General features: G+C 58.9%; 23 protein-coding genes and 1 pseudogene. 13 read left to right on the top strand and 11 right to left on the bottom strand.

Annotated features, from left to right (window positions below; all coding sequences use genetic code 11):
- The first annotated feature begins 11 nt into the window (after window positions 1-11).
- Genes BZL41_RS11315 through BZL41_RS11305 form a run of 3 tightly spaced genes read left to right on the top strand, consistent with a single transcriptional unit; the run spans window position 12 to window position 3,260 of the window.
- Window positions 12-788 (top strand): PP2C family serine/threonine-protein phosphatase, encoded by a 777-nt coding sequence (locus tag BZL41_RS11315; protein WP_095599389.1) that lies wholly within the window; start codon window positions 12-14, stop codon window positions 786-788.
- Between the two features lie 9 nt (window positions 789-797).
- Window positions 798-2,354, top strand: coding sequence for a serine/threonine-protein kinase (locus BZL41_RS11310; RefSeq protein ID WP_095599388.1), 1,557 nt, complete (start codon window positions 798-800; stop codon window positions 2,352-2,354).
- Between the two features lie 48 nt (window positions 2,355-2,402).
- Entirely contained in the window at window positions 2,403-3,260 is an 858-nt protein-coding gene (locus BZL41_RS11305) for an FHA domain-containing protein (RefSeq protein WP_095599387.1), read from the top strand.
- 179 nt (window positions 3,261-3,439) lie between these two features.
- Here BZL41_RS11305 and BZL41_RS11300 read toward each other — a convergent pair whose 3' ends face one another.
- Together BZL41_RS11300 and BZL41_RS11295 are read right to left on the bottom strand one after the other, a co-directional pair.
- Window positions 3,440-4,153, bottom strand: a complete 714-nt coding sequence (locus BZL41_RS11300) for a class I SAM-dependent methyltransferase (protein ID WP_095599386.1) — start codon at window positions 4,151-4,153, stop codon at window positions 3,440-3,442.
- A gap of 175 nt (window positions 4,154-4,328) precedes the next feature.
- Complete coding sequence (locus tag BZL41_RS11295) at window positions 4,329-5,333, bottom strand: GlxA family transcriptional regulator (RefSeq protein WP_095599385.1); 1,005 nt, start codon at window positions 5,331-5,333, stop codon at window positions 4,329-4,331.
- A gap of 108 nt (window positions 5,334-5,441) precedes the next feature.
- Between BZL41_RS11295 and BZL41_RS11290 the strand changes: the two genes are divergently transcribed.
- Complete coding sequence (locus BZL41_RS11290) at window positions 5,442-6,035, top strand: thioesterase family protein (RefSeq protein WP_095599384.1); 594 nt, start codon at window positions 5,442-5,444, stop codon at window positions 6,033-6,035.
- A gap of 280 nt (window positions 6,036-6,315) precedes the next feature.
- Here BZL41_RS11290 and BZL41_RS11285 read toward each other — a convergent pair whose 3' ends face one another.
- Window positions 6,316-7,083, bottom strand: a complete 768-nt coding sequence (locus tag BZL41_RS11285; RefSeq protein WP_256578136.1) for a MipA/OmpV family protein — start codon at window positions 7,081-7,083, stop codon at window positions 6,316-6,318.
- A gap of 340 nt (window positions 7,084-7,423) precedes the next feature.
- Here BZL41_RS11285 and leuC point away from each other — a divergent pair, with 340 nt between their 5' ends.
- Together leuC and leuD are read left to right on the top strand one after the other, a co-directional pair.
- The gene (gene leuC, locus BZL41_RS11280; protein WP_095599382.1) at window positions 7,424-8,845 is read left to right on the top strand and encodes a 3-isopropylmalate dehydratase large subunit; all 1,422 of its coding nucleotides are present in this window, start codon (window positions 7,424-7,426) and stop codon (window positions 8,843-8,845) included.
- Between the two features lies 1 nt (window position 8,846).
- On the top strand, window positions 8,847-9,455 hold the full coding sequence (gene leuD / locus BZL41_RS11275; RefSeq protein WP_095599381.1) for a 3-isopropylmalate dehydratase small subunit: 609 nt from the start codon (window positions 8,847-8,849) through the stop codon (window positions 9,453-9,455).
- Between the two features lie 105 nt (window positions 9,456-9,560).
- Here the strand turns inward: leuD and BZL41_RS11270 are convergent, their stop codons facing one another.
- The 8 genes from BZL41_RS11270 to BZL41_RS11235 form a co-directional block, all read right to left on the bottom strand.
- Complete coding sequence (locus BZL41_RS11270) at window positions 9,561-10,478, bottom strand: LysR substrate-binding domain-containing protein (RefSeq protein WP_095599380.1); 918 nt, start codon at window positions 10,476-10,478, stop codon at window positions 9,561-9,563.
- Between the two features lie 77 nt (window positions 10,479-10,555).
- Entirely contained in the window at window positions 10,556-11,539 is a 984-nt protein-coding gene (locus BZL41_RS11265; protein ID WP_095599379.1) for an alpha/beta hydrolase fold domain-containing protein, read from the bottom strand.
- A 1-nt stretch (window position 11,540) separates the two neighbouring features.
- Complete coding sequence (locus tag BZL41_RS11260) at window positions 11,541-12,911, bottom strand: MmgE/PrpD family protein (RefSeq protein ID WP_095599378.1); 1,371 nt, start codon at window positions 12,909-12,911, stop codon at window positions 11,541-11,543.
- A gap of 119 nt (window positions 12,912-13,030) precedes the next feature.
- Window positions 13,031-13,339, bottom strand: coding sequence for a DUF4387 domain-containing protein (locus BZL41_RS11255; RefSeq protein WP_095599377.1), 309 nt, complete (start codon window positions 13,337-13,339; stop codon window positions 13,031-13,033).
- Window positions 13,332-14,747 carry an acyclic terpene utilization AtuA family protein gene (locus BZL41_RS11250; RefSeq protein WP_095599376.1) on the bottom strand — a complete coding sequence of 472 codons (1,416 nt, stop codon included), beginning with the start codon at window positions 14,745-14,747 and terminating at the stop codon, window positions 13,332-13,334. The genes BZL41_RS11255 and BZL41_RS11250 overlap by 8 nt, the downstream gene beginning before the upstream one ends.
- A 29-nt stretch (window positions 14,748-14,776) precedes the next feature.
- Window positions 14,777-15,793, bottom strand: a complete 1,017-nt coding sequence (locus BZL41_RS11245; protein ID WP_256578134.1) for a phosphoglycerate dehydrogenase — start codon at window positions 15,791-15,793, stop codon at window positions 14,777-14,779.
- A gap of 35 nt (window positions 15,794-15,828) precedes the next feature.
- The gene (locus BZL41_RS11240) at window positions 15,829-17,229 is read right to left on the bottom strand and encodes an OprD family outer membrane porin (RefSeq protein ID WP_095599375.1); all 1,401 of its coding nucleotides are present in this window, start codon (window positions 17,227-17,229) and stop codon (window positions 15,829-15,831) included.
- Between the two features lie 88 nt (window positions 17,230-17,317).
- On the bottom strand, window positions 17,318-18,610 hold the full coding sequence (locus tag BZL41_RS11235) for a CitMHS family transporter (RefSeq protein ID WP_095599374.1): 1,293 nt from the start codon (window positions 18,608-18,610) through the stop codon (window positions 17,318-17,320).
- 185 nt (window positions 18,611-18,795) lie between these two features.
- Here BZL41_RS11235 and BZL41_RS11230 point away from each other — a divergent pair, with 185 nt between their 5' ends.
- The 7 genes and pseudogenes from BZL41_RS11230 (at window position 18,796) to BZL41_RS11200 (ending at window position 25,790) form a co-directional block, all read left to right on the top strand.
- Window positions 18,796-19,983, top strand: coding sequence for a citrate synthase (locus tag BZL41_RS11230; protein ID WP_095599373.1), 1,188 nt, complete (start codon window positions 18,796-18,798; stop codon window positions 19,981-19,983).
- A gap of 394 nt (window positions 19,984-20,377) precedes the next feature.
- The gene (locus BZL41_RS11225; RefSeq protein WP_256578133.1) at window positions 20,378-21,571 is read left to right on the top strand and encodes an alpha/beta fold hydrolase; all 1,194 of its coding nucleotides are present in this window, start codon (window positions 20,378-20,380) and stop codon (window positions 21,569-21,571) included.
- A gap of 14 nt (window positions 21,572-21,585) precedes the next feature.
- Window positions 21,586-22,674, top strand: a complete 1,089-nt coding sequence (locus tag BZL41_RS11220) for an AbrB family transcriptional regulator (protein ID WP_256578132.1) — start codon at window positions 21,586-21,588, stop codon at window positions 22,672-22,674.
- A gap of 30 nt (window positions 22,675-22,704) precedes the next feature.
- Window positions 22,705-22,950: pseudogene (locus BZL41_RS29060) on the top strand (DUF4400 domain-containing protein); the annotation flags it as partial.
- Window positions 22,951-23,035: 85 nt separating this feature from the next.
- Window positions 23,036-23,551, top strand: a complete 516-nt coding sequence (locus tag BZL41_RS11210) for a hypothetical protein (RefSeq protein ID WP_095599370.1) — start codon at window positions 23,036-23,038, stop codon at window positions 23,549-23,551.
- Between the two features lie 210 nt (window positions 23,552-23,761).
- On the top strand, window positions 23,762-24,355 hold the full coding sequence (locus BZL41_RS11205; protein ID WP_095599369.1) for an RAQPRD family integrative conjugative element protein: 594 nt from the start codon (window positions 23,762-23,764) through the stop codon (window positions 24,353-24,355).
- A gap of 574 nt (window positions 24,356-24,929) precedes the next feature.
- Window positions 24,930-25,790: an RNA ligase family protein gene (locus BZL41_RS11200; protein WP_095599368.1), complete on the top strand. Its 861-nt coding sequence runs from the start codon at window positions 24,930-24,932 to the stop codon at window positions 25,788-25,790.
- Window positions 25,791-25,793 lie beyond the last annotated feature (3 nt).

The following is a 25,793-nucleotide window of genomic DNA, read 5'->3' as shown; positions in this document are numbered from 1 at the left end:
AACCATCCTGCATGCTGCGTATCGCTTCTTCCTCGTTGCTGGATTTCGCCGGGCTCACCTCACCCGGGCGGATGCGCGAGCACAATGAAGACGCTCTGCTGTGCTGCCCGGCGCTCGGCCTCTGGGCGGTGGCCGATGGCATGGGGGGGCATCAGTGCGGCGAGGTCGCCAGTGCGCTCGCATTGACAGCGCTGGAGCAGGCGATCGGGCGTGGCGAACGGCTGGAGTCCGCGGTCCACAGCGCCAACCGCGCCGTGCTCGACGCGGCGGCGCAAGGCGGCATGGGCACCACCATCGTCGCCGTTCGTTTCGAAGGCGCCGACTTCGAACTCGCCTGGGTCGGCGATAGCCGCGCCTACCGCGTCACTGCCGACGGCATTGCGCCCCTCAGTCGCGACCACAGCTGGGTACAGACCATGATCGACGCCGGCGAGCTGGACCCCGCCGAAGCCCAGACGCACCGCTGGCGCAACGTCATCCTGCAATGCCTGGGCCGCGACCAGGCGCTCGAAGTGGGTTTCCTGAGCGGCACCCTGCAGGCCGGCGAGGTGCTGCTGCTGTGCAGTGACGGCCTGACCGGTGAGCTCAGTGAAGCGCAGATCCATGCCCAGTGCACTGCCGCCGAGACGCTGGAAGAGATGGTCGAGCACTTGATCGAACAGGCGAACGCGCATGGCGGCCGCGACAACATTTCCTGCATCGTGCTCGGACACAGCCAGCCACCGCCGTCGGCCGAACCACCCCGGAACGGGCTCTTCCACAAGCTGTTGAAACCTTTCAAGTCGTAGGAACGAGGCATGGAGAGGACGCTGCAAATACCCGGTTATCGCCTGCACAAACGCCTGGGCAAGGGCGGCATGGCGGAAGTCTACCTGGCGACCCAGTTGTCGCTGGACCGGGAAGTGGCCATCAAGGTATTGCTGAACACCGAGGACGAAGCCTTCACCGAGCGCTTCATCCAGGAGGGGCACATCATCGCCTCCCTGCACCACCCCGCCATCATCACCATCTACGACATCGGCCAGATCGGCGATGGGCGCCATTACCTGGCGATGGAGTACGTCGGCGGCGGCGACCTGGTGCAGTACCGCGGCACCGTGCTCTCCCCCTCGCGGGCGCTGGATATCGTCCGCCAGTTGGCCGGCGGCCTGGCGGTGGTGCACGACAACGGTTTGGTCCACCGCGACGTGAAACCCGCCAACATCCTGTTCCGCAACGACGGCAGCGTGGTGCTCACCGATTTCGGCGTGGCCAAGGCCGTGGAGCTGGACAACGAACTCACGCACTTCGGCGTCGCCGTCGGCAGTCCGGCCTACAGCAGCCCGGAGCAGGCGCGCTGCGAGCCGCTCGACGGACGCAGCGATATCTATAGCCTCGGCGTCATCCTTGCCGAGATGCTCACCGGAACCAATCCGTTCCGTGCCGGCAGCTATCCGCAGACCGTGCTCAACCACATGCAGATGCCACCGCCGCGGTTGCCGCCAGCCCTCGCCGCCTACCAGCCGCTGCTCGAACGCATGCTGGCCAAGCAGCCCGACGAGCGCTTCGCCAACTGCCAGGAACTGCTGGAGGCCATCGAGGAAGCTACCGAGCCGGACATGGACATGACTCGCATCGCGCCGGCCATAGCCCTTAAGCCATCGGCTAAACCACGCGCCCATCGCCCCGTGCGACGCTGGCTGACCGCCACGGTCGCCACGCTGCTGCTGGCTGTGGCGCTGGGAGCGGGCGGCTTCAAGCTGTATCAGCAGCATCGTATCCATGACTACCTGGCCCGTGCCGAGCAGAGCCTGGTCAGCGGCAGGCTGGTGACGCCGGCGCAAGACAACGCCGACTACTGGTTCCGCCAGGCCCTGCGCCTGGATACCGAGAACGCCCAGGCCATCGAGGGCTTGAAGCGGGTTCTGGAGGCGCGCATCGCCGGATACCTGGAGTTGGCCGAAGCGCGGCTCGCCGAGGGCCAGTTGATCGAGCCGGTCGAGGATAGCGCGCTTTATTACTACCGCCAGGTACTCGGCTGGGTGCCGGACCATGCCGGCGCCCTCGACGGCATCCATCGCATCGCCCAGCGCTATGTCGACTTCAGCGAAGCGGCCTACCAGCAGCGCGAATACACCCAGGCGCTGGAGCATATCCAGCAAGGGCTCGACGTCGAACCCGACAACCAAGCCCTGCTCGCGCTGCGCGACGACCACGCCCGGCGCGTCGCCCAGGCCCAGGCACAAGCCCGCGCGAACCAACTGGCGACACGGGCACCGGCTCCGTCATCCACGCGCAGCACGCGCCCCGCCAGCCAACCGGCGCAAGAACAGAGCAATCCGATCAAGCGCCTGTGGAACCGAATCTTCCAGTGACACCCGATGCGAGGCCATCCGCCTCGCCAGCCCAAGGTAGAGGCAGACATGCTCAGGATTCACTTCGTTGACAACCGCCAGGGCCCCGTCTGGCTTGCCGATGAACACTTCACCCTCGGTGCGGACAGCCGCAACAACCTGGTGCTCGACGCCCCCGGCGTCGGCGCCTTCCATGCGGAGCTGCGCCAGGAAAACCGCTTCTACTACCTGACCGACCTGGGCACGCCCGGCGGCACCTACGTCAATGGCGAGAAGATCGGCGAGCACTATCAGATCCGCTCCGGCGACCGCGTGCGCCTGGGCACGCTGGAGCTGACCATCGACGACCCGGCCCGGACCGGTCCCAAGGTAGCCAACGCACCGCGCTGGCTGTTGCAGGTGGTAGAAGGCGAGAACCAGGGCCACAAGTACCACATCACCGGCTCGATGACTTTCGGCCGCTCGGTCAAGTGCGAGCTGTGCTTCAGCGACCCGGAACTGTCGCGCCGGCACGCCGAGTTCTACCTCAAGGGCGACAACCTTGAAGTGAAGGACCTGGCTTCGGCCAATGGCATCCAGGTGAACCGCCAGAAGGTCATCGCCGCCGTGCTGCAACCGGGCGACCTGGTGCAACTGGGCAACACCCGGTTGCTGGTCATCGGCCCCAAGGTGGCCGTGCCGGAAGCGGTCGATGAGGACGCCACGGTGTTCATGCGCGCCGCCGACCTGCCCGCTGCCGCCGCTCAGCCGACGCCGCCCCGCCCGGCCACGCCCAATCCCCTGCGCACTGCCTCAGCAAGCGTCTCGACACCCAAGCCGCCCGCATCGGCAGCCAGCGCGAAGAAATCCGGCTCGCGCCTGGGCCTGCTGCTGGGGGGACTGGTATTGGTCGCCCTGGCGGGCGTGATTGCCCAGCGGATGCTGTAGTGCCTGCTGGCGCTGTCTTCATCAAGACCGCAACCACCACGTTTGGAACAGTACTGCCGAAGCGCAACGGTCAGAGCCGAGGCCATCGGAAGTACTCAGGCTGGCAGCCGGATGACTCCCACAGGTGGACTCGCCTCACGCGCCCCACGGTATGGGCCCGTAGCGAAAATAGGCCGCCACTAACTCCAATCAGTGTCTGCCTTCCGCGTGCAGAGCCATCCATGCATCAGCCCAGCCTGAAAGAACTGCACCGGCGCCTCGAACCCAGCCACCTCGATGATGCCGGCGACCTGTGGCGCCGGCAGGATCGCCACATCGCGGGCATAGGCGGCCCGGGCCCGTTCCAGCATTTCCGGTTGCACGCCGGCTGAGGACATCAGCGCCATCCAGTCGCGTAGCAACGCCTCATAGGCGGGAGACTCGGTATCGGAGGCCAGGTCGGCATTTGCCAGCACTCCGCCCGGTGACAGCCGACGGGCGATCTCATGGAAGAAGGCAATTCGCGCTTGCGGTTCGAGTAAAAATTGCGACACCAGAAAACAGGTAGCACCGTCGTGGTTGGCTTCGGCGGGCAGCGTATCGAGATAGCCTTCGTGAAAACGACAACGCGAGAGGAAGCCGCCCTGTGCGGCCCGCTGACGGCAGATATCGAGCATGGCACCCGAGGGATCGACGGCCGTGAACCGCCAGCCGGGAAAGCGCTCCGCCAGGTGAGCCAGCTCCGCACCGGTCCCCACGCCGACACAAAGTATCCGGGCATTTTCCGGCAAGCCTGCGAAGAGGGAGTCGAGCAGGAAATACAGGGCGTCGCGAATGGGCGCCATCCCCGCCCATTGCTTGTCATAACCGGCAGCCTGCTGGTCAAACAAGGCTTTGAGTTCTTCATTGCGCATGGGAGCACCTTCCTTTTGTGTCGTGACGGAATGCACCGCGTTGGCCGCGGTGCCGCTTTCAGTATCCCAGGGCTGTCAAGCCCCCTCCGGTTCGACCCCGAAACAGCTAGATGAGAACGCTGGCTGATCTGAACGGGTATAAAACGAGGCATTTGCTGCATCGTCGGAGAAGCTGTCACAACCCTTGGCCAGCCTGCTGGCTTTGCTTGCCACGCTCTTGGGGCGCGCAACGAAAGCGCTTTCGAAAGGCCGCCGGCGAAATGCCGACACGCTGGCAGAACAGACGCCGGAATGAATTGCTGTCCTCGTAGCCCACGCGGCTAGTGATCACATCGAACCCCAGCCGCGTGGTTTCCAGCAATTGCTTGGCCTTTTCCAAACGTAATGCCTGAAGGTAGGCCAGCGGGCTGTAGCCAGTGGCGTCCTTGAAGCGGCGCTTGAAGTTACGCACACCGAAACCGAAATCCACGGCCAGTTCGTCGATGCCGCAGGGCTCGGCGAAGTGTGCCTCCATCCATTCCTGCACACGCGACACTGCCTCGTCGCCATGGCCACGAGGCATCGACCAACGGATGTAGACGGACTGCTCGTTGCGCACATCGTCGATCAGCAGGTAGCGACTGCATTGCTGCGCCAGTTCACGCGAGGCAAACCGGCGAATCAGGTGCAGCATCAGATCCATGGCCGCACTCGCGCCAGCACTGCTGATCAGGCGCCCCTCCTCGCAGAGAATGCGCCGTTCATCCAGACGAACCGCCGGGTAGCGGCGACGCATAAGATCCGCAAAAGCCCAGTGGGTGGTGGCCTCGACGCCATCCAGCAAACCTGCTTCGGCAAGCATGAAGGTAGCGGTACACATCGACGCGATGACCGCTCCCTGCTGGTGCTGGTGGCGCAACCAGGCGCAGTAGCGCTGGAAGGTTGGCAGGGCCTCACGCAAGCTGAAGAGAAAGCCGGGAATCAGCACCAGATCGGTTCGCTCGAGCGCATCGAGTGCTACGTCCACTGGCATGGCACGACCTAGAGGATTGCCCACAGGCTGCCCATCCAATGACGCCACGCTCACGGCAAAAGGTGCAGTGGCAGGCGCAGCGAAGCGGTTTGCCGCATCCAACACCTCAAGCACCAGCGCGGCAGTAGCGAGCGAGCTGTGTTCGGCTAATAGAAGCGTTATGTGCATAGTGAGCCTTATTGCGCAATCAGCATGATATTGGTCACTTCTGCATCTACCTTACCTCAGGCGTCCCACTTAGACTGCGACGCCGTCATTCAAACAGGTGTTTGTCGCATGAACCTATGGTTTCGCCTTTTGCTGATGTTGCTGCGCCGCCCCTGGCACAGACCAGTGCCCGGGCTCGCCACCACGGTAATCGCGTTGCGCGTGTGGCCATTGGATTTGGACTTCAACAGACACGTCACCAACGGCCGCTACTTCACCCTGGCCGATGTCGGCCGTATGGATTACGTGCTACGCAGTGGCGCCTTTCGCGTGGCGCTTCGGCACCGCGCCCTGCCCATCGTCGGCGATGTGTGGGGCAAGTTCCGCCGCGAGCTGAAGCTGTTCGAGCGCTTCGAAATCCACACGCGCATGCTTGGCTGGGACGACAAGTGGAGCTTCATCGAGCATCGCTTCGTCAAGGATCATCGGGTGATCGGAGTGGTGACCATGCGCGGGCTGTTCCGCGGGCCCAAGGGTAATGTCGCACCTGCCGAATTCGCCCGCGAACTCGGCCTGGAAGAACAATCACCGCCGTTGCCCCAGTGGCTGTGCGAGTGGTCTGCCAGTTGCGATGGCCTGAGCACATACCTGCGCGAAACAGAACACCTGCAGACACAGCAGCAACCGGTTGATATCTCTCAACAACTGGGGGCAGACCACTGAAGCGGCCGAGCCTCGTCTGCTCAGTGATCGACCGGGTACTCGTCCATTTCAGCCCTCGTTATCAAGCAAGTAATCGAGGATATTCATGCCCGAAGCCTCGCAACCTTACAGCGGACGGCTATGCCTCGCCGAAGACCTGACAGGAATCCCAAGGCCAAACTCAAAAATCCCAGGTTTTCACCTGGGGCTTTTTGAGTTTGGCTCCGCGACCTGGACAGACCAAAGGGCTAAGGGAGGACTCTGGCACTGGCGAAAATGCTGGCTTGGTCTGTCCCTATCCTCAGTCAAAAACCCACGAAAGCCCTACCTTGACGCCAAACACACCGGAGTCCCCTTCAGTCAGCGGACTATCAGTGATCCGGTCTGGCAGGCTCTGGTAGCTCGCCTCGGCATTGAGCAGCCAGCGTTCACCCAGTGGTTTCGCTACGCTGAGCGCCACGCCCGGAACGAAGGCGCTACCGGGACGGTATCGGGATACACCGCGAGCCTCTTCCTCGCTTAGGGTGCCGTAGTAGTAGTTCGCGAGCTTGTCCGATAAGTAGCTCATCGTTAACGATGGCGTTACCTCGGCACCGGCCACGGAAAAGGGGTAGCCATACTCGAGAGACAATTCGTAGCCATCGCTGGCCCCGCTGATATCGCCCCGGGCGCTGGCCTGCAGTTCACCGGCAGCGCCCCTCCAGGTCGCCCGAAGGCCAAGGTCCAGGCCATTGTCACGATCTTCCAGCAGATCGCGATCTATTCCATTCTCGAGCAACTCGTCACGGCCGAAATCGTCAGCGTCGATACCGTCGAAACGACCGGCAACTATCGCATCCAGGCCGAAACCCTCGTTCTGGTACAGGTGCATACCACCGGTCAGCCCCCGCACGAAAAGACGTTCGCTCTCATAATGCAATAGTGGCAGCAGCGACACGGAGCGATCCTCACCGGCATAGATCCCTTGCGAGACGGATAAGCCCAAACCGACGGATCGAAATCCACTTTCGTCGGCTTGGGCGGCAAGCGGTAACGCAACAGCGAGAAGAACCAAACGGCGATGTGTCATGGAAGAAAGTCTCTGATCGTGGGAGCGACAATGCGCTGGAAGGTCCGATGTAGACGGCCAGCAGCAAAGGTCTACGAGAATATAGTTAGGCATCAAATCAGAGTAAATCTGTACAAATTTCATCCATATATGGTCAAAATACTTACATCGGCCTTATGCGGATCTAGGCTGGCGGCGCGGCTGGCCGTGCCACATCCATAGCCATAAAACCGTTGGCTAAACACGATTTGTGAATCACCTGTTTCGGTATCTGCCATTGAACCTGCAGGCTCGCCTGCCTGATTGTTTCTGCACCGGGAATCAGCCGATTTCGCACAAACAATCAGCGGTGAGAATTGCGATGCCACGCCCGCTCACGCTTTACGAAAAGCACATCGAGTCCCATACGGTCTGCAAACTGGATGACCAAGGGCATGTGCTGCTCTATATCGACCGACAGGTTGCCAACGAATACACCAGCCCACAGGCCTTCAGCGGTCTAAGGGAAGCAGGGAGAATCCTGTGGCGGCCATCCTCCGTATTGTGCGTAGTGGATCACGTCAACCCGACCACCCCGGAGCGTGTAGCCGCCATGCCGGATGCCGGCGGTGCGCTACAGGTGTCCTACTTCGAAAGGAACTGCCGGGACTTCGGCATCGAGCTTTTCGACGTGCTGGACAAGCGCCAGGGCATCGAGCATGTCGTTGCGCCCGAGCAGGGCTTCATTTTGCCCGGCATGGTGGTCGCAGCGGGCGACAGTCACACCACGACCTACGGAGCGCTGGGTGCATTTGGGTTCGGCATCGGCACCTCGGAGATCGAGCATCTGCTCGCCACCCAGACCCTGGTCTACAAACGCCTCCGCAGCATGCGGGTTACCGTGTCTGGCGAAATGGGACCGGGCGTCACGTCGAAAGACATCATCATGGCGCTGATTCAGCGCATCGGAGCCTCCGGCGCGACGGGGTACGCCATCGAGTTTGCCGGCCCCACCATCGATGCCTTGAGCGTCGAGGCGCGCATGACCATCTGCAACATGGCGGTCGAGGCCGGGGCACGAGGCGCGTTCATGGCCCCGGATGAAAAGGTATATGCCTACCTGAAGGACAAGCCCCGCGCGCCCAAGGGCGCGCTATGGAATCAGGCGGTGGAAAAATGGCAAGAGCTGCATACCGATCCAGGCGCACGGTTCGACAAGGAAGTGCAACTCGACGCAAGTGCACTGGCGCCCATGGTCACCTGGGGAACCAGTCCCGACCATGCGGCCCGAATCGGCGAGCGGGTGCCGGATCCAGAGTTGGAGAGCGACCTGATCCGTCGCCAGGATCTGCAACGCGCCCTGCGCTACATGGGGCTCGAACCGGGTACCAGATTGGTCGACATTCCGATCAGCCATGCATTCATCGGCTCCTGCACCAATGCCCGTATCGAGGATCTACGCGACGCGGCACGCGTGGTGCGAGGGCGCAAGGTGGCTCCGAATGTGCGCGCGATGATCGTACCCGGTTCGACCCAAGTGCGCGATCAGGCGGAAGCCGAAGGCCTAGCGCAGATCTTCAAGGATGCCGGCTTCGAGTGGCGGCAGTCGGGTTGCTCCATGTGCTTGGCCATGAACGATGACGTGCTGTCGCCTGGCGATCGCTGCGCATCCAGCACCAATCGTAACTTCGAGGGCCGCCAGGGTGCCGGGGCCCGCACGCATCTGATGAGCCCGGCGATGGTGGCCGCCGCCGCGATCAGCGGCCATCTGAGCGACGTTCGCACACTGACGAGGGAAACCTGAAATGCAGCCTTTCACCTGCGTCTGCGGCATTGCCGCGCCGTTTCTCGCTGCCAATGTCGACACCGATGTGATCATGCCCAAACAGTTCCTCAAGGGTATCGACCGCCAGGGGTTGGATCGCGGCGTTTTCTACGACCTGCGTTTCCTGCAGGACGGCAGCTTGAATCCGGAGTTCATCCTCAATCGAAATCCCTGGGCTCACTCCAGCTTCCTGGTCGTCGGCCCGAACTTCGGCTGCGGCTCCAGCCGTGAGCATGCGGTGTGGGGCCTTCAGCAGTTGGGGATTCGCGCGCTGATCGGCAGCAGCTTCGCCGGCATCTTCCACGATAACTGCCAGCGCAACGGTGTTTTGCTCATCCAGCTGAGCAAGGCAGAGGTGCTCGATATCGCTCAGCAGGTCGCCTCCCCCGAGCATGCGCGGCTCACCATCGATCTGTCCCAGCAGGATATTCTGCTCGGCGATGGCCGGCTCATCCACTTCGAGATCGAGGGGCTGCGCAAAGACGCCTTGTTGCAGGGGCTGGATGCCATCGGCAGCACACTGCAGCGCACCACGCAGATACGTGCTTTCGAGGCCAGGCACCATCTCGCCAACCCCTGGCTGGCCTGAGCGGAGCGGGGTCTGGCACACAGTAAAGCGTTGCCGCCCCGCCGCCTTCACCGCGACATGCTCGCTTTGCTGCCCGGCGCGGCAAATTCCGCGAGCGAAGCGGCATCAGTCGCCCAGGAGCGTCATTGCAAAGTAGCGCTGCAAAAACTCCACGCAGACACGAAGCTTGGCGGAGTCAGCCAATCGGGTCGGATACACAGCCCAGACGTTCGCGCTCTGCGTGTATTCCGGCAGCACGCGAACCAGCCTGCCCTGCTCCAGCAACGGCTGAACGTCCCACAGCGAGCGCAAGATGATGCCCAGATCACTCAATGCCCATTGAAGAACGATTTCGCCATTGTTCGATGATAATCTGCTGCCTACTCGAACGATCTCTTCGCGCTCGACGGTATTCAGCCGCCATACGCCGAATGGATTGCTGCGCTCCTTGATGACCAAGCAGTCGTGGAGAGCGAGCTCGTTGATTGTCGTGGGAAGACCACGCTTTTGCAGGTACACGGGTGTTGCGCAAAGCACTCGTTGATTGCTGGCCAGCTTGCGGCCGATGTGATGCCCTGGAAGATCGTCTCCAACACGGATCTCGAGGTCGAATCCCTCGGCGACGATGTCGACCACCCGATCAAAGACATCCAGACGTACCTCAAGCTCTGGATAGGCGGATGACAACTGTGCGACCGCAGGCGCGACATAATTGCGGCCAAATCCAAAACTGCTGCAGATGTGCAACAAGCCGCGCGGGATCTGCCGCACCGTCGTCAGTTCGCTGACGAAATCATCCATCTCGTCGAGAAAACGAGTCGCCCAGCGTTGCGCCTTCTCCCCTGCTTCGGTCAGCGCTATGGACCGCGTGCTACGGTGCAGAAGTCGCGCCTGCAACGTTTCTTCGAGTATGCGTATGCGCTTGCTGATGAAGGCCGGTGACACGCCGAGCTCTTGTGCCGCGGCGGCGAAACTGGACTTTCGGATGACAGCGAGGAAAACCCGCAAATCCTCCGGCAATGGAGAAGAGCTCCTTGTGGTCATTGAGGCCTGCCTATGCATCTGGGGGACGAATGTCAGGAGAGAGGATCGTCATGCATGCCATGACTCCTGCGCGCCCCTCAAGACTCCTTGCTGAGTGACGTAGACAAGGCGGCACCCTCTTTCTCGATGAAGTTTCGGACCACTTGCGCCAGCTCACTAAAGCGCAGTACGCCATGAATGATGCCCGGTAGCACCAGCAGGGAAGCATCCACCCCGCAGGCCTCGAGCTTGCGGTGCAACTGGATGTTTTCATCCAGCAATGGGTCGAGGTCACCGATCACCAGCCGAGTCGTGGGCAACCCATGCAACTCGGCGTGCAGTGGCTGCACCCTCCAGTCATCCTGGCCATCGGGCAGATAGCTTTGCCAATACATGCGCATCGAATCGGCCGAGAGCCCATAACCGCCAAAATGGCCGAGGCGGCGCCACGAGCGGGCCTGGGTATCCTTCGAATAGACCCCGTAGAAGAGCAGCAGGTGGCGCAAGGCGATGCCCTGATCACGCAGCGCAAGCGCCGCTGCCAAGGCTAGGTTCGCGCCTGCGGAATCACCGCCTAGGGCAAAGCGATCCACCTTGAAGACGGATATCGCCTGCGCCTCGATTACCTGCCTGACGATCGCGACCACTTCCTCGAAGGCTGTGGGAAAGGGATGTTCGGGAGCCAGCGCATACTCGATCGACAGCACTGCCGCAGCACTTGAGCGTACCAGTTGCCGCAGCGGCGCATCCCAGCCTGCCAATGAGCCATGCCGGAAACCGCCGCCGTGACAATAGAACAGCAAACCTGCCGGGGCGGAGTTATCAGGCCAATAGAGCTTGCAGGGCACCGGGCGCCCATTGACCGAAAAGTCGATGAGCGGCTCGCACTCCAACGGCGTGCTGGTCGCCCCCACGAACTGCGTGACGCGCTCCAGATAAGCGCGAACGCTGCCAACATCCTCCTCTACAGGCGGAGTCAGCCCGACAGCTTTCAAGAGTGAGGCCACCCTGGCGACATCCGGGTGCGCCGATAAGCTATCGGTACCGATTTGAGTGGTATGTCCCTCGCCATCCGCAGTCATGTCAGTGCTTCACCATTGCCGCGAAGAGAGTCTCGAAGCCCTTCTGCTGATCAAGTTCGGACACGAACGCCAATACGGCCTGTTGAGCCTCCTCCTGCAGATGCACAGCGGCCATCTTCCTGAACTTATTCTCGAAGTCCTCCGCGGTCATGGGTGTCTCCACGGATCCCGGTCCGCTCAGCACCTCGCTGACAAGAACTTCACCGCTACGCAGGATCAAGGTCACCCGATTGGCCAAATGCCTGGGAAAGAGCCGGGTAATAGCTGGATCCTCGACGACGGTCGTCTTCGCCATGAGTGTGGCGACCAGTGGATCGGTAATCTTCTTCATCGAATAGGAATCGATGCTGATGTCTCCATCGATCAGCGCGCGAACGACGTTATAAGGCAGGCTGTGATCAGCGGTTTCCCTCGTTTGAGGTCGCCATTTTTCTGCTCCGTCAGCCAGGACCCGCTTGTTGAATTCGGATGTTTCGATCCGAATGGATTCAATAGCGAACAGGTCATCCAGTCGTTTGCTGAGCTCGATTCCAGCCCAGACAGCCGTATGAAGCTCGCCATTTGTTGGAAACGTCTTGGTCAATGAGCGCTTGATAGCAAAGTCGCCATTGTCCCGAGTAGCGAAAGCATCGACGTCCAACGAGAACGTGCCCGTAACCTGGTTAAAGAACCCCATCTCGCCTTCGAAGACGGGGGCTGGACCGGTCATTCCGTGCCGCGCCATCTGTGCGGCGAATATCGCGTTTCGTGCCGCGTTTGCGGCGGAACATCCCTTCCAGTCCGACAAGGCGCCAGAGCGAACCTGTCGCATCGCCAGATGCCCGCTGAGGGCGATATTGATGGCCTGCTCGGTCTGTCGAGAGTCAAGCTTCATCAATTTGGCGGCGGCGGCGGCCATCGACACGTTGATGTAGTTGACGTGATCCCAGCCCTGCTTGTTCAGACTCGCCGCATCCTGAAAGCGCATCTGAATTTCATAAGCCAGTAGGATCGAAGCGATCAACGCTTGCCCGTCTGCACCCTCTGCCTGCGCAACCGCTATGCAGGCCGGAATGTTGTCACTCGGATGCCCTGGCTCGAGGCCCATGTAGCCATCGTTGTAATCCAGAAAGCGGACCATGACGCCATTGGCGAAAGCCGCGCGTTCTGGCGTTGTTTGCAGCGACGTCCCGAAGACACTCGAATTGCCGGGTACCGATGCCGCGTACGCCAGGCATGCCTGAACTGGATCCGCATCATAGGCCCCAAGGATGCAAGCGAGACTGTCCAAAACACGATTACGCACGAGCGCAATCAGATCGCCCGAAAAACCGCTGCTTGGAAATTCGTAAGCATACTCAGCTATGCGCTGAGCAAGGGTGGTGTTTGACATTACTTCCTCGTGAAGCGAACAAAAAGGCAACCACCCCGCTCTGGATGCGCGGGATTGCAGAATCATTGAGACAACATACCGCTGACTCTGTACCTGAGCGGGGTGAGTGTTCGGACGGCTTAGCCCACATCGACATCCAGCAGCCGGACATACTGTTGGCCGGCATGCATGTCGCGCTCGACCATGCCCCCTTGAGGCGTCTGCCTGGGGTAGGAAATCTTGACCATGTCGAGCTGAGGAACCGGGATACGTTTGACCTGGGCAGCATCGGCACCGTATAGCTGCGCGAACGCCTCGACCGACAGGGCCTCGCTGTCATGGTAACGCTCGAAGTTTTCACGCCCGTCAAAGAAGATGTCGAAGGTAATCCAAAAAGGTCCGGCCTGTTTCGACCTAATGTAACGACAGACTTCGCGCAGCTTAGGCATTGTGGTGCTCCTCGTTATTGACTTCGACGGCCATGTCTAACCATTCGGTGCTGACCAGCTCGAAGGGATCGTCCAGCTTCACGACATGGTTCAGCTTGAACTCGTAGATCTGGCCGCGCGGAATGTCGGCGGGCGTGAACGCAAACCCATACGAAGGCAACTCCTTGCCCATGATGCTGGGGTAGTGGAAGAAATAGGGATTGCAGGTGTGGGCAATTGCGTTGGCCAGCTCCTGAGTGTCTGCTGTGGCAACGAAGAGAATTCCCAGCTCTGGAGGCGTAGGCGTTCCAGCAGGGGGCCTCACTCCGGTGACGGCGTTCCAGCCGTACATGCGCAGCGAGATATGGAACTCACCGAGTTCCTCGGTCGGGATGCACTGACGTGTGCGCGCGTAAAGCGCCTCTAGCAAGCGGTCGTGAAAACCATCGATATCGGCCAGCACGTCAGGGTCTTGCACCCCCACCAGCATGATCGTCTGGTACTGCCCTGCCGCAGCCCCCTCCAGCTTCATGGTGTACGGCTTGGGCTCCCAGCGCGACCCCGTCACCCGGACGGCCCTCTCGCTGCACATGCGATACTCGGCCTGGGTCACATCCAGAACGCCACCCGGTTCGATGAGACGATAAGGGTCACTGTTTTCGTACAACATGTGCCCCGATACGCTTTTCGGCGTGCAGCGATTGTTCTGGCCGAGCGGTTCGACCTCAAAGCCCTCGCTGTCGATGCTCAGCAGTACGCCGGCGCCAGCCACAGGGTTTTCTGCGCATTGCAGGCCGCACTCCGCGATCTTCCCCGCATGCCATGACGGCCCCCAGGGCGCTCCTTTCCAGATGGGAAAGGCAGCGATAACGGCAGTATCGGTCGCACGGCCGGCCAGCACGATGTCCGCGCCGCCTTCCAGTGCCGCCACGAAAGGCTCAACCCCCAGAGCGGCCACGATATGCTCACAGGAATCGATCGTTGCGTCGTCCAGCGGTTTGGATGGCGCAAGCGCGCTGATGCGCCCTTGAGCGTTGAGCTGCTTGAGAGTGGCCTTGTCCTGCTCACAATGAATCATCGCGATTTTCGGTGCGATATTCAGCTCCCGAGCAACCTCGAGCACGATGTCCCTCGTCCAGGCCAGATTGAGATCGCCCCCTGCCTGACCAGAGGTTCCCACGATGATGGGCACCCCCGTAGCCGCTTGTGCCCGCATCAGAATCGTCAGGTCACGTTTGACCGCGCCACGATTGTTCTTCGACTTACCCAACGCCAGATAGGCGGCACCGCTATCTGTCGATCCAGCGTCTGTCGCAATGGCCTGAGCGCCCCGCTCCAATCCGTAGGCGATTTCCTCTTCACGGACCCCTGCGCCCAGTGACCCGCAGGGCACAATTATCTTGATCGCGTCTTTTATTGGTTGACTCATAAAATCCTCTCTATGTGCAGCTGTCGATCTCAGGAAGCTGAGTAAGTCGAACTGAAAACCTGGCAGCCCGGCGGCGGCTCTTCTCCATTCAGTACGGAAACAACACAGTTGGCCGCGACTAGATTGGTGCGCTGCAGCCCCTCATGCGTCGAAGCGCCGGAATGGGGCGTTGCGATAACGTTGGGCAGTCGCACCAGTTCGTTCGTCACCCAGGCCAAACCCGGATCGGATTCGCTTTCGAAAACATCGAGCCCGGCGCCAGCGATTGCACCTTTGGTGAGTGAATCCAATAGCGCTTGGTCATCGACGAGCCCTCCGCGGGCGGTATTGATCAGAAAGGCACTGCTTTTCATCAGCGCCAATCGACGGGCATCGATCAGATGTTTTGTGGTTGGTTTTAGCGGTGCATGAAGCGATACGAAATCACTACGCTGCAGCAGCGTTTCCAGATCGACATACTCGATGTTCATCGCGTTGCCATAAGCGAAGGTCGGTCGAGGGGTGGAAACCAGAATGGTCGTTTCGAAGGCCCTCAGACGCTTGACGACATGCTGGGCGATGCGCCCCAAGCCGACCAAGCCGACTGTTTTGGCGTACAGGTCATTTCCGATCAGAATCGAGCCTGGCCCGTCAATCAGCTGTTGCTGGGACTCACGGAAGCGGTGAGCCGTAGCGAGCATTAGCCCCAATGTACGGTCCGCGACGCTCTCTTCATTTCCACCTGCTGCAATGGTGACAACCTTGCCTGTCTTCGCCGCCGCGTCGAGATCAACCCGTTCATAACCCACACCGCGACGAGCTATGATCTTGAGTCTGGGCAGCGCTTGGAGAAGACTCAAAGTCACATTGGCATGGCCAACGATCCAGGCATCGGCATCTGAAAGAACTGACAGCAACTCTTCTTCTGTCGCAACTGCATCCGATTTGCCATTTGGCAGTTTTGCCACGACCACCGAGCAACCATGTTCTCTCAAGAAATCGATCGTCGCATCGTCAAAAAAATTCGGAGTTACAACTACCAACTTTTCTCTCGGCACGGAGTTCACCCACTTAACCTGATCAATTACCAAGAACCACCCATCTAGAACGCATAGTCGATGTACATCCTGACTTCTTTGCCATTCACCACGTTATTGGGCTGAGCAGATACCAGCGCCACGAAGTCCTGATTGATCCAGTAGCGGGTATAAATCAAACCTACCGACACCCCCTGATAATCCTGTTCTTCGAATCGATAGTTGAGTCGATACTCCGCCTGACTTTCAGTGACATCGGCGCTCATGCCGGAAAAAGGATCATCGGCATCGAAACGACCGCGTTTGAACAGCGCCATGACGTTGAACCCATCCAATGGAATGCCGGCAAGGAACTTGCCATCGAACTCATACTTGCCGGCCAACTGCCAGGTCGTTTCACCATCGTTATTGAAGTCATTGCCCGAGCGCGTCCAGGCGTCCATCAGGCCGTCGACGTTTTCACCGTGATCGAAGAATGCGTAACCCAGTTTCCCGTTACTCAATTCGGCTCGTGTCTTTGAATAAGAAAGACCAAAACTCCAATGATCAAGCTTCAGGCCAAGATTAAGGTTCAGCCAGTTAGCCTTGTCGTCATAAGCGGCATCCCCACTCAACCAATCCCGATCCCAAATATCGCCATCACGCCGAAAGTCGTAGTACTGCGTTTCGAAGATCGCACCGCTTCTCTCTCCAAGTGGCGCACGAAGCGTCAGGCTGTAGCTGGTATTACGGTTGAAATCCTTAGCGACGCCCTGAGCAAACCTCAATGCAAATAGCTTGGCGTCGTACCCGATACTGAACGTCTGGATATCATCAACTTCGTATCCGCCGTTACTTCGAATGCGCTCAAAGTCTTCCCGGTCCCGTGGAGAAACCCTGTTGATATAGGCTCCATCCACGTTCAACACCCCAGGCAACGGCCCGATATCCAAGCCTTCAACCTGAACCTGGCCTCTTGCCCCCTGCAAGCTGCCAGGTACTGCCCTGGTGTCGAGCGTCACCACTGTGCCCGCATCGAACCGTCCGCGCCCAGTCTGCAGCAAAGCTGACCAGTTCTCCCCAGAATGACGGAGCTTGAGATTCGCCTGGCCCAGTTTCGCAAACCCCTCACTTTCGCCCGACGTGTCATCAAACAGGTCTCGGTTCTCTTGTCGCGCATCAAGTTTTGCAACGCCGTAAAAGGAGGCATCAAACCCGATACTGTCGCCCCAATAACCTGAGTTGTAATCAGCCACCAAACCCAAAGCGGTGCCGCCCAGCCGATCACCAAATGGAAAACCACCAAATCGATCCTCGATCAATCCATTTTCGATCCGGGTATCGATATGGACAGCCCGCAGATAGACATTGAACCTACCCTCGTTATTTGTTCTGTTGTAGTCATGAATATTTGAAGCGCAGACATTACCGGAAACCAGCAGCAGCAGAGAAGAACCCAGCAGAAAGACAGTATTCTTATTGTTCATTTCCTGTTCCTTTTAATTATTTTTGACGCAGGAGTTCACTGCGGTCGCCAATCGCAGCCGCACAATAAAACGCTATTAATTCAAACTATTAGATAATTGCGCCCGTCACACAGGCCCCAAGAATGAAGACCAGAGAAGAGCCAATGGCCGGGACCAAGGCAAACCTCTGTAGATCACCAACTTCTCGCTTGAGCAAGCCGCTCAGCACATAGATGGCGGCAATCAAGGGACTCAGCGCATGTACGGGTTGGCCGAGCATAGATGCCCGAGCGATGTGCAAAGGATCGACACCGTACTCCGCTCCGGCCGCCGCCAGAATCGGAACGATGCCGAAGAAGTACGCATCGTTAGACATGAAGAAGGTAAATGGCAGCGAGGCGAAAGCCGTGATCAACGCCATCTGGCTGCCCGCTGAGTCCGGGATGATCGAGACAAAGGATTTCGACATGGCATCGACCATGCCTGACCCCGTCAGTATCCCGGTGAATACACCGGCCGCGAAGATCAGGGTGGCAACTGTCACAGCATTTTCGGCATGGGCGGCAATGCGTTTTTTTTGCTCGGCAAGTCGCGGATAGTTAATCACCAGTGCCAAGGCGAATGTGACCACCATAACTACCGGCAATGGCGCCAGCCCAGTACCCATGGCTGCAGCCATCGACAGCATCAGCAACAGGTTGATCCATACGAGCTTCGGCCGCTGGTGACTACGATCCACCTCTGGCAGCTTCACGTCGGCCTCGGCTATCAGCATGTCTTTCCCCGGCTGCCAGCCCAGCCGCTTGCGCTCCCTGAGGCCTAGCCACCAAGCCATCGCCGCAGCGTATACGAGCCCCAGGGCAGCGGCAGGAATGAGGCCGACGAACACGTCCATGACATCCAGATGCAGGGCGCTGGCGACGCGAGCAGTCGGCCCACCCCACGGGATGATGTTGATCATCGTGTTGGTGAGCAGGATCAGCAACGCGATGATCAAGGGATTCATCCCGATGCGCAGGTAAACGGGCAGAAATGCCGTCACCACGATCAACACCGTACTGGTGCCGTCACCGTCAAGGGATGTCAGCGCACCCAGAAAGGCAGTGGCGAGACTAATTCGCAGGGGATCATGCCCGGCAAAGCGCGTGATCAGCTTGACCACCGGCTCGAATAGACCGGCGTCATACATGATGGAAAAAAGAAGTATCGCAAACACCAGCATGATCGCGATCGGGGCGACTTGTCGCATCCCGTCCATGATCATGCCTCCCATTCCGCCGCCCAAGCCAGCGAAAAGCCCAAACACCACAGGGACGAGAATCAGCGCAACTACTGCAGATAGTCGCCTGGTCATGATCAAGACCATGAACGTAGTGACCATCGCGAAACCTATCCAAGCCATATCGGTGCCCTTCTTATTGTTAGAAATGCGATCTACCTGCCTGGTGACCACGCCCGAAACGGTACATGTTGATAGATTCTTAGTAAATCTTGATTTATTTCATTCATATTTACATTAAAAATTAACGTGTGTTATAAGTGCACAAACCTCATTGCAGTTAACGAATCCACTGGCAAGCGCACCCCATGAGCGACGACCATCTCTACATGTCAGCCGAGCAGGCAGCAGAACGTCTCGGTGTGAACCTTCCAACCCTCTATGCCTATGTCAGCCGGAAAAACATCCGCTCCGTGAAGGTGGAAGGGTCTCGAAAGCGCCGTTACTGGGCGGCGGATATCGAGCGGCTGACCAAAGGGGAGCAGCGTGGCAGCGCTACGCAACAACCCGAACTTGGGCTGGGTATTCAGAGCAGTGCCATCACCCTACTGACGGACAACGGCGTCTACTATCGAGGCGTCAGCGCTACCGAGTTGGCCGATCACGCGACGCTGGAAGAAGCGGCGGAATTGATCTGGCAGTCCCCAGGAGCTTTCTCCAAAGCCTTACCTGTAATGCCGGAGAGTACGCCAGCTCTGCTCGGGCTGTATCAGCACATGACTGTGTCCGAAAAAGCCATTGCGCTTTTTCCGCTGGTTGAACGGGTCAACCCTCGCTCCTTCGATCTATCCCCTGATGCGTATGCACGAACGGGAGCCGACGTGGTGCGCATCCTGGCGTCCCTTCTGGTGGGCCACGGTGTGCCAAGCGCCCAGCCACTCCACGAATTTCTTTGCCAAGGACTGGGCGTCGATCCGGTCCTTCAGGATCTCCTCAGGCGCCTTCTGGTGCTGTTCATCGATCACGAGTTCGATCATTGCACCTACAGCGTGAGGGCAGCAGCACGAACTGGGGTTACACCCTACTACGCCGCGATAGCGGGTCTTACGACTTACCAGGGCAGGCGGACCGCCTATAGCAGGCATCAGGCGGCCAGCCGACTTCTCGCCGAGATATGCGTAGCCAAGGACCCCATTCCGGCGCTGCTGCAGTACTTCAGTCAGAGCGGTGAGATTCCGGGATTCAATCATTCCACCCACAAGGATGCGGACCCTCGCGTCGCCAACCTGATGACTGCCATGATCGACGTCCTCGAGGCTGACCCGGAATTCCGGAATCTGCAGAAGGCGGCGGAAGTGGCTGAAGAACTCGTGGGCAAACCACCAGAATTCGTTCTATTGGCCAGCTTCGTAGGCAGGAAATGCAACCTGGTCGGTGAAGAACTGGCGCTGGCTGGAATCGCCAGGGCGATAGGCTGGATCGCTCACGCCAGCGAACAATGCCAGCTCCCCGTAGCCAGACAACGGGCCAATTACACAGGAAAGCTTCCGAGCTGAGGCGTGCCCCTCCCTTCCCTTCACTCCATTTTCCGACGCTGCGCCTGAGCTCTGCCGGACGCTTGACCGCCAGCGCAACATGGCTACATATCCAGTACTTCTATTGACGATTTCTGTACAGATTTACGAACCATCAACCTGTGTAATAGATTCGCGCCAGCTATCGGGCCAGCCCGAAGAGTGATGGACGCGAATAGCCTTCAGCGCACTGATATTCCCGTTTACACGAATAAGACAGGCGATGTCCTGCTCCTATTTCGCAGCCGGTAGCCAAAGGATGGATCTCTCACTCTGTTGATGAGGCGAACGCCCAATGTCGATATCTCGTGCCGCACTGGCGGCTCAGGTTCTTGCCTGTGCGATTGCAGCTGGCTCCCCGATCTGGGGAACGCTTGTGGCTGACGAACTACCCTCCGGCCACTCGGTCGGCGATATGGATATATCGCCGTTCTACCGCTGGCATGGGGCAATGCCGACGGCGCCGGGAAGTGTATTGCGAAGCGAAGCCATAGCCGTGCAAAAGCAGATGCCTTCCAGTGCGCATGCAATTCGGATGCTTTACAGCTCGACGGACAAACGCTGGAACTCCGGGTCACTTGCGGTCAGCGGCACGCTGTTCCTGCCGTCCACGCCACCGCCACCCGGTGGTTGGCCGCTATTGAGCTGGGCCCACGGCACGCTGGGTATCGCTGATATCTGTGCGCCTTCATGGACCGGTTTCAAGGAACGCGATGCTGCCTATATCAATCGCTGGCTCGAGCGCGGTTTCGCAGTCGTGGCTACCGATTACCAGGGGTTAGGTGGCCCCGGACCGCATCCTTATACGGTTTGGCAGGCAGAGGGCACATCAGTACTAGATGCAGCCCGTGCAGCCCAGGCGATCAGACCGGATCTGATCGGAAAGAGCGTCATCCTCGCAGGGCAATCACAAGGCGGCGGGGCTGCATTGGGAGCTGCGATGCTTGCCGCTTCCTACGCCCCCGAACTCGATATCAAAGGAGCCATCATCACCGCGCCCAACAGCACCTTTCCCGAAGGCCCCGTACCGCTACCTCCCCGCCATTCGAATACGATGTTCCTGTCGTTCGCCACGGGCGGCTTAGGCCCGGACAGTCCGCCTGTCGAGGAGATCCTGTCCGACAAAGGACGAGAGCTGCTCGAGGTGGCCCGGCAAGACTGCACGGCGGAAATTGCTCGCAAGGCTCGTGAACTGAAAGTCGAATCATTCAGGGATCTTTTAGCGATCCCGATCGAGGCCCTTGATGAGCTGCGCATTGCCACGACGGACATGCCGCTGGCAAAGATTCCGTTTGCACTGCTGATTGCAACAGGCGATGCCGACCGAACCATTACACCGGACAGGCAGTACGCGGTCGCATCTGCGCTGTGCGCTGCCGGAAACCGAGTCACTTGGCGCAAATACCAAGGACTGGGCCATGACGGCGTCTTGCACGGCTCCCTCGAGGAGTCCTTCGTTTTCACCCAAGCCCAACTCCGCGGCCAAGGCTATGACTCGAACTGCGCCACTCTCCAGCCGCCCGGCCCTCCAGGCGAGAGGGATCAAACCGCAGCATTCAATGACGACTGAACGAGGGTAGACCTTTGGGCATCATCATGGTCCCCCGCTTCGTATGCAAACTCGCCTTATGGTTGATATTGGCCCTGTTGTCGGTTAGCTCATCTACCTTGATGTATCAGCAAGAGTTGCCGGGGGCGTTCATGTTGGGCCCCATGGGCGCGGCGCTAGCGATGGCTCTGTGCGGAGCAGGCTTACGCCTGCATAGGAATTTTACACTCGCTGCCCAGAGCGTCATGGGGTGTCTGATCGCTGCACTCGTCACTCCTCCCCTGCTTGCCGTGTACCTGGACTATTGGCTGGAGCTGAGCGTAATCAACGTTGTGACATTGGGCGTGATCACGCTGATGGCTGTCATCGTGACGCAGCGGCAGTGGTTGCCCAATACGACCGCCATCTGGGGACTCTTTCCCGGCGCCGCGTCCGCCATGGTCCTGCTGGCCGACACCCACCATTCAGATCCGCGCGTGGTGGCGCTCATGCAGTATTCACGCATTGCGCTGGTTACGCTTGCCTCGATTTCCCTGGCCGCCATGCTCGGACATGCAGGTGGAACGACGCAGGCCATCACCAGCCCGCTCAAGCTCACATGGTCTCTGCCTGAGAACTACTCGCCTGCGCTGGCAGGGTTAGCATTGGCACTCTGCGGCTTTTGCGTGGCCAAACTATCGGGTATCGGCAGCCTGGCGCTCTTGCTGCCCGCGCTAGGTGGAACCGTCCTTCAGGCTACGGGCACTACGGTCATCGACACTCCAACCTATGTTTTCGTACCCGCCTTCGTCATAACAGGCTGGTACGTGGGACTGACATTCAGTCGGAGCTCAGTGAGACAGTGCTTAAGCCTTTTGCCCGTGATTCTTTCAACACTGGTTGCGGTCATCCTTGTTTGCGGCTTGCTCTCGCTGGTTCTGGCGCTCCTGATTCCCCGCATCGACCCGCTCACTGCCTATCTGGCACTGAGCCCTGGGGGCATTGAAACCATTGTCATCATTGCCAGCGACGTGGATGTGTTTCTACCATTGATCCTGGCCTCGCAGTTCTTGCGCCTAATCATGGTGTTGTCAGTCGGGCCGGCTGTGGCCAAGACAGTTGGCTCTTGGATTTCAAAAAAGTGAAATGCCTCTAGCGGTGCAGCGCAATGCTTTGCACTGTTCACCGGAGCCGTGGACGGATTGATGCGACGCGACCTGAGGAAGTTCGGCGCGGGACGAGAATCGAGCTTCGTCTATCACCGCGCCAAACGTTTGCTGCTACCGCTTCTGGTTGCCCCGTGGCTGATCTACCTCGCCCTGCCGATATCGGTTTAATCTGGTGTAGGCACTACTGCCTTATGCGGGCATGCTGGGGTGGCAATGGCGGTAACGGCGGCGACATTCAAAAAGTATCTTTGACTAGAGTCGTTGATGCTAAATTAGGTCGATTACGCCTCTCTACAAGCTGAACAGAACTACTGCTTAGCGAGACAAAGGATTGCTGATGCTGATACTCACGAACTTCAGAACTAAAGCCGCTATCGCTTCACTTCTTTTAATAGGAGCACTCTCCGCAAATGCCGAAGAGGTTTCCGATGAACTCTACGGCATTCTATCGATCAATGTTTCAAACACTCACTACACAGCTGTCGTTAAGGATACATCAGCAGAGCTTATAGAAAACTATCAATCAAGCGAACCTGACGATACCAATAACCTCTTTTACAAGGCCTATCTCGTCAAGACGGAGATAATTGATGTCGTCCATGGTGAGCTGCCGAAATTCATTGAAATTATCGCTCAACAGTTAGCCTTTAAGGACTACACGGTGTCGTTGAAGCCTTATCTGCTAAGTTTTTGCAAAACCCCAGGCGGAAAATACTATGTTCCGGAAAACCTGACCAGGGCGAAAGCAACGCCGGCGATCATTCGTGCAGCTAAAGAACTTGCCTCCGAGTTACCGAAAGACGAGTCAACTCCCTGCATATCCAATACAAAACGATTCGTCCCCGCCGACTAATTTTCCAGTAAGCAGGTTAAAGTTCAACGCGACTCAGACACGCCTATCACCTAATTAAGAGTTTCACTGGGGAAGTCGAATGGCTGCCCATCTGATATGCCCATGCGCCCTTTCAGTTGATCAATAATCCGACACGCCACGAATCACCTTTTCCGCTGACGCCCGGGCCCTGATCTCGAAAGCTATCTCCAGCTTTTGAAGGGGGCTCGCATGCGGGTTCGATACGTCTCCTCCGCTTTCGCGCTGACACTGTTGCTGATGGCCTCGGCTAACTCCTCGCTGGGCGCCTCCGCCCATGAGCAGGCCCAGTTGGCCCTGATGCTGAAGCAACTGGATCACATCGATACGTTGGCTCGCGCGGTGGCGGCCAGTGCATCGAGTAGCACCAGTGAGCGCTACCGCTTCGACTACCGGCGTCTGGAAGCGGACATCCAGCGCATCCGTCAGGGCGTACGCCATCGCGCTGGAACTACGCCCCTGGCTGAAGCTGCTCCTCGATCAGGCCAAGCTGCTGAAATTCGAACCCCACGATCAGTTGTTCAATGTGAACCGCTTCAGCAACTAACACACCCGCAAGCTCATGACGATCTGGCAGGTGGAAAATTGCTTCAAGAAGATTTCCAAACGACTGAAGGTCAGTCCCCACCGTTTCAGGCACACGCTGGGGACCGAGTTGATGCGAAGGCCGAGCGCAACCTGCACGGGGTACGAGACCTGCTGGGCCATACCAATATCCGTACCACGCTCGAATACATCGATGTCGATCTGGCGATGCTGCGGCAGCTGGTCAACGAGCGGCAGTAACCACTGCCGGCATCGCCTTACCCGCCACCCCGTCGTCGGTGAGCAATTCCTGACTTGCCGGTGAGCTGCCTCAGCCATAGCCGCGCGTCCTTGTCAGGCTCTGTCATGACGTAGTGAACAGTCAACAGACTAGTCGCAAAAGGCCATCAAACCAACCGATCTGATGCATATTTGCGATTCTAGCCGTCACGATCACGCTGTTGGGCGCGGCAGCCGTATGGTGGTTTGCCAAGGCTCGCGGCCCCTTCGTCACCTCTGCCCTCAAGGCCGATCAGGAAATTGGCAATTGAACAGGAGCCGCATAGCGGCTTATAGACACACGGAACCATGCAGTAGCAACGGATATTGCCGCTACCACCGTTGACATCGGGGGGCTTTAGATGTTGAATGCGCACCCTATTTCATCCCCCTCACTTTCAGTGGTGAACGAAGTGCCCCGTACCAGCCAACTCGCCTGATACCGACGACGGTCCATCGTGCTTGATGGCTGCCCACGCGAACTGCGTGGCCGCTTCCCACATTTTGCTCGCCTGAATCTTGTCGTCGGTTTTCCCAATTCCTATGGAGAAAACCCATGAACATGGATTTCCGCGCCTATGCGCAAAACCTTGAACTGCATAAATACCCACGGACTCCACACTTGGAGAGTTCTCGCCTGCAGCCAGGCGACACAGATGCTGATCAAGTCCGTTATTCGTCCTTAGCGGGTCAATGGCTGGTCGTAGAGGAAAAATTGGATGGCGCGAACACCGGCATCAGTTTCTCGGCTGCCGGCGAACTACTCCTGCAGTCTCGTGGCCACTACCTTACCGGCGGTGGCCGTGAGCGGCAGTTCAACCTTTTCAAACAATGGGCCGTTGCCCATGAAGACTGGTTGATAAGCCGCCTTGAAGATCGATACGTGCTTTTTGGTGAATGGATGCACAAGAAGCACTCGGTTTTCTATGACCGCCTGCCGCACTTCTTCTGCGAGTTTGACATCTGGGACCGAGCACGGGGCCTGTTCCTATCGACAGCAGCTCGACGCCAGCTTCTGCGAGACGGTCCGGTTTTATCGGTTCCGATCCTTCATGAAGGTCCGGCGCCAGCGCGGCTTAAGGATCTGCTCGACCTCGTCCGTGATTCCCGGGCCAAGTCGGCGGATTGGCGCAGCGCGTTTGAAGCCACAGTGCGACGGGAAGGCCTGGATCTGGGACGTGCTTGGCGACAGTGCGACAAGTCGACACTGATGGAGGGCCTGTATTTGAAGCTTGAAGACGAGAAACAAACAACCGGGCGCCTTAAATGGGTACGCAAGGATTTCGTTCAGGCCATCTTGGATGCAGACCAGCACCATGCAAACCAGCCATTTATTCCGAACTTGCTGGCCGACGGGGTAGACCTTTACTCCCCGCGCCTCTCGATGGATTGGAGTGGTTTGCGGTTTGGCTACTAAGGA

Origin of the sequence: Pseudomonas sp. PIC25 (assembly GCF_002286785.1) — a bacterium.
GTDB lineage: Bacteria > Pseudomonadota > Gammaproteobacteria > Pseudomonadales > Pseudomonadaceae > Pseudomonas_M.
The sequence above is the reverse complement of the archived record's forward strand: the minus strand, read 5'-3'. Positions and strand labels throughout refer to the sequence as shown.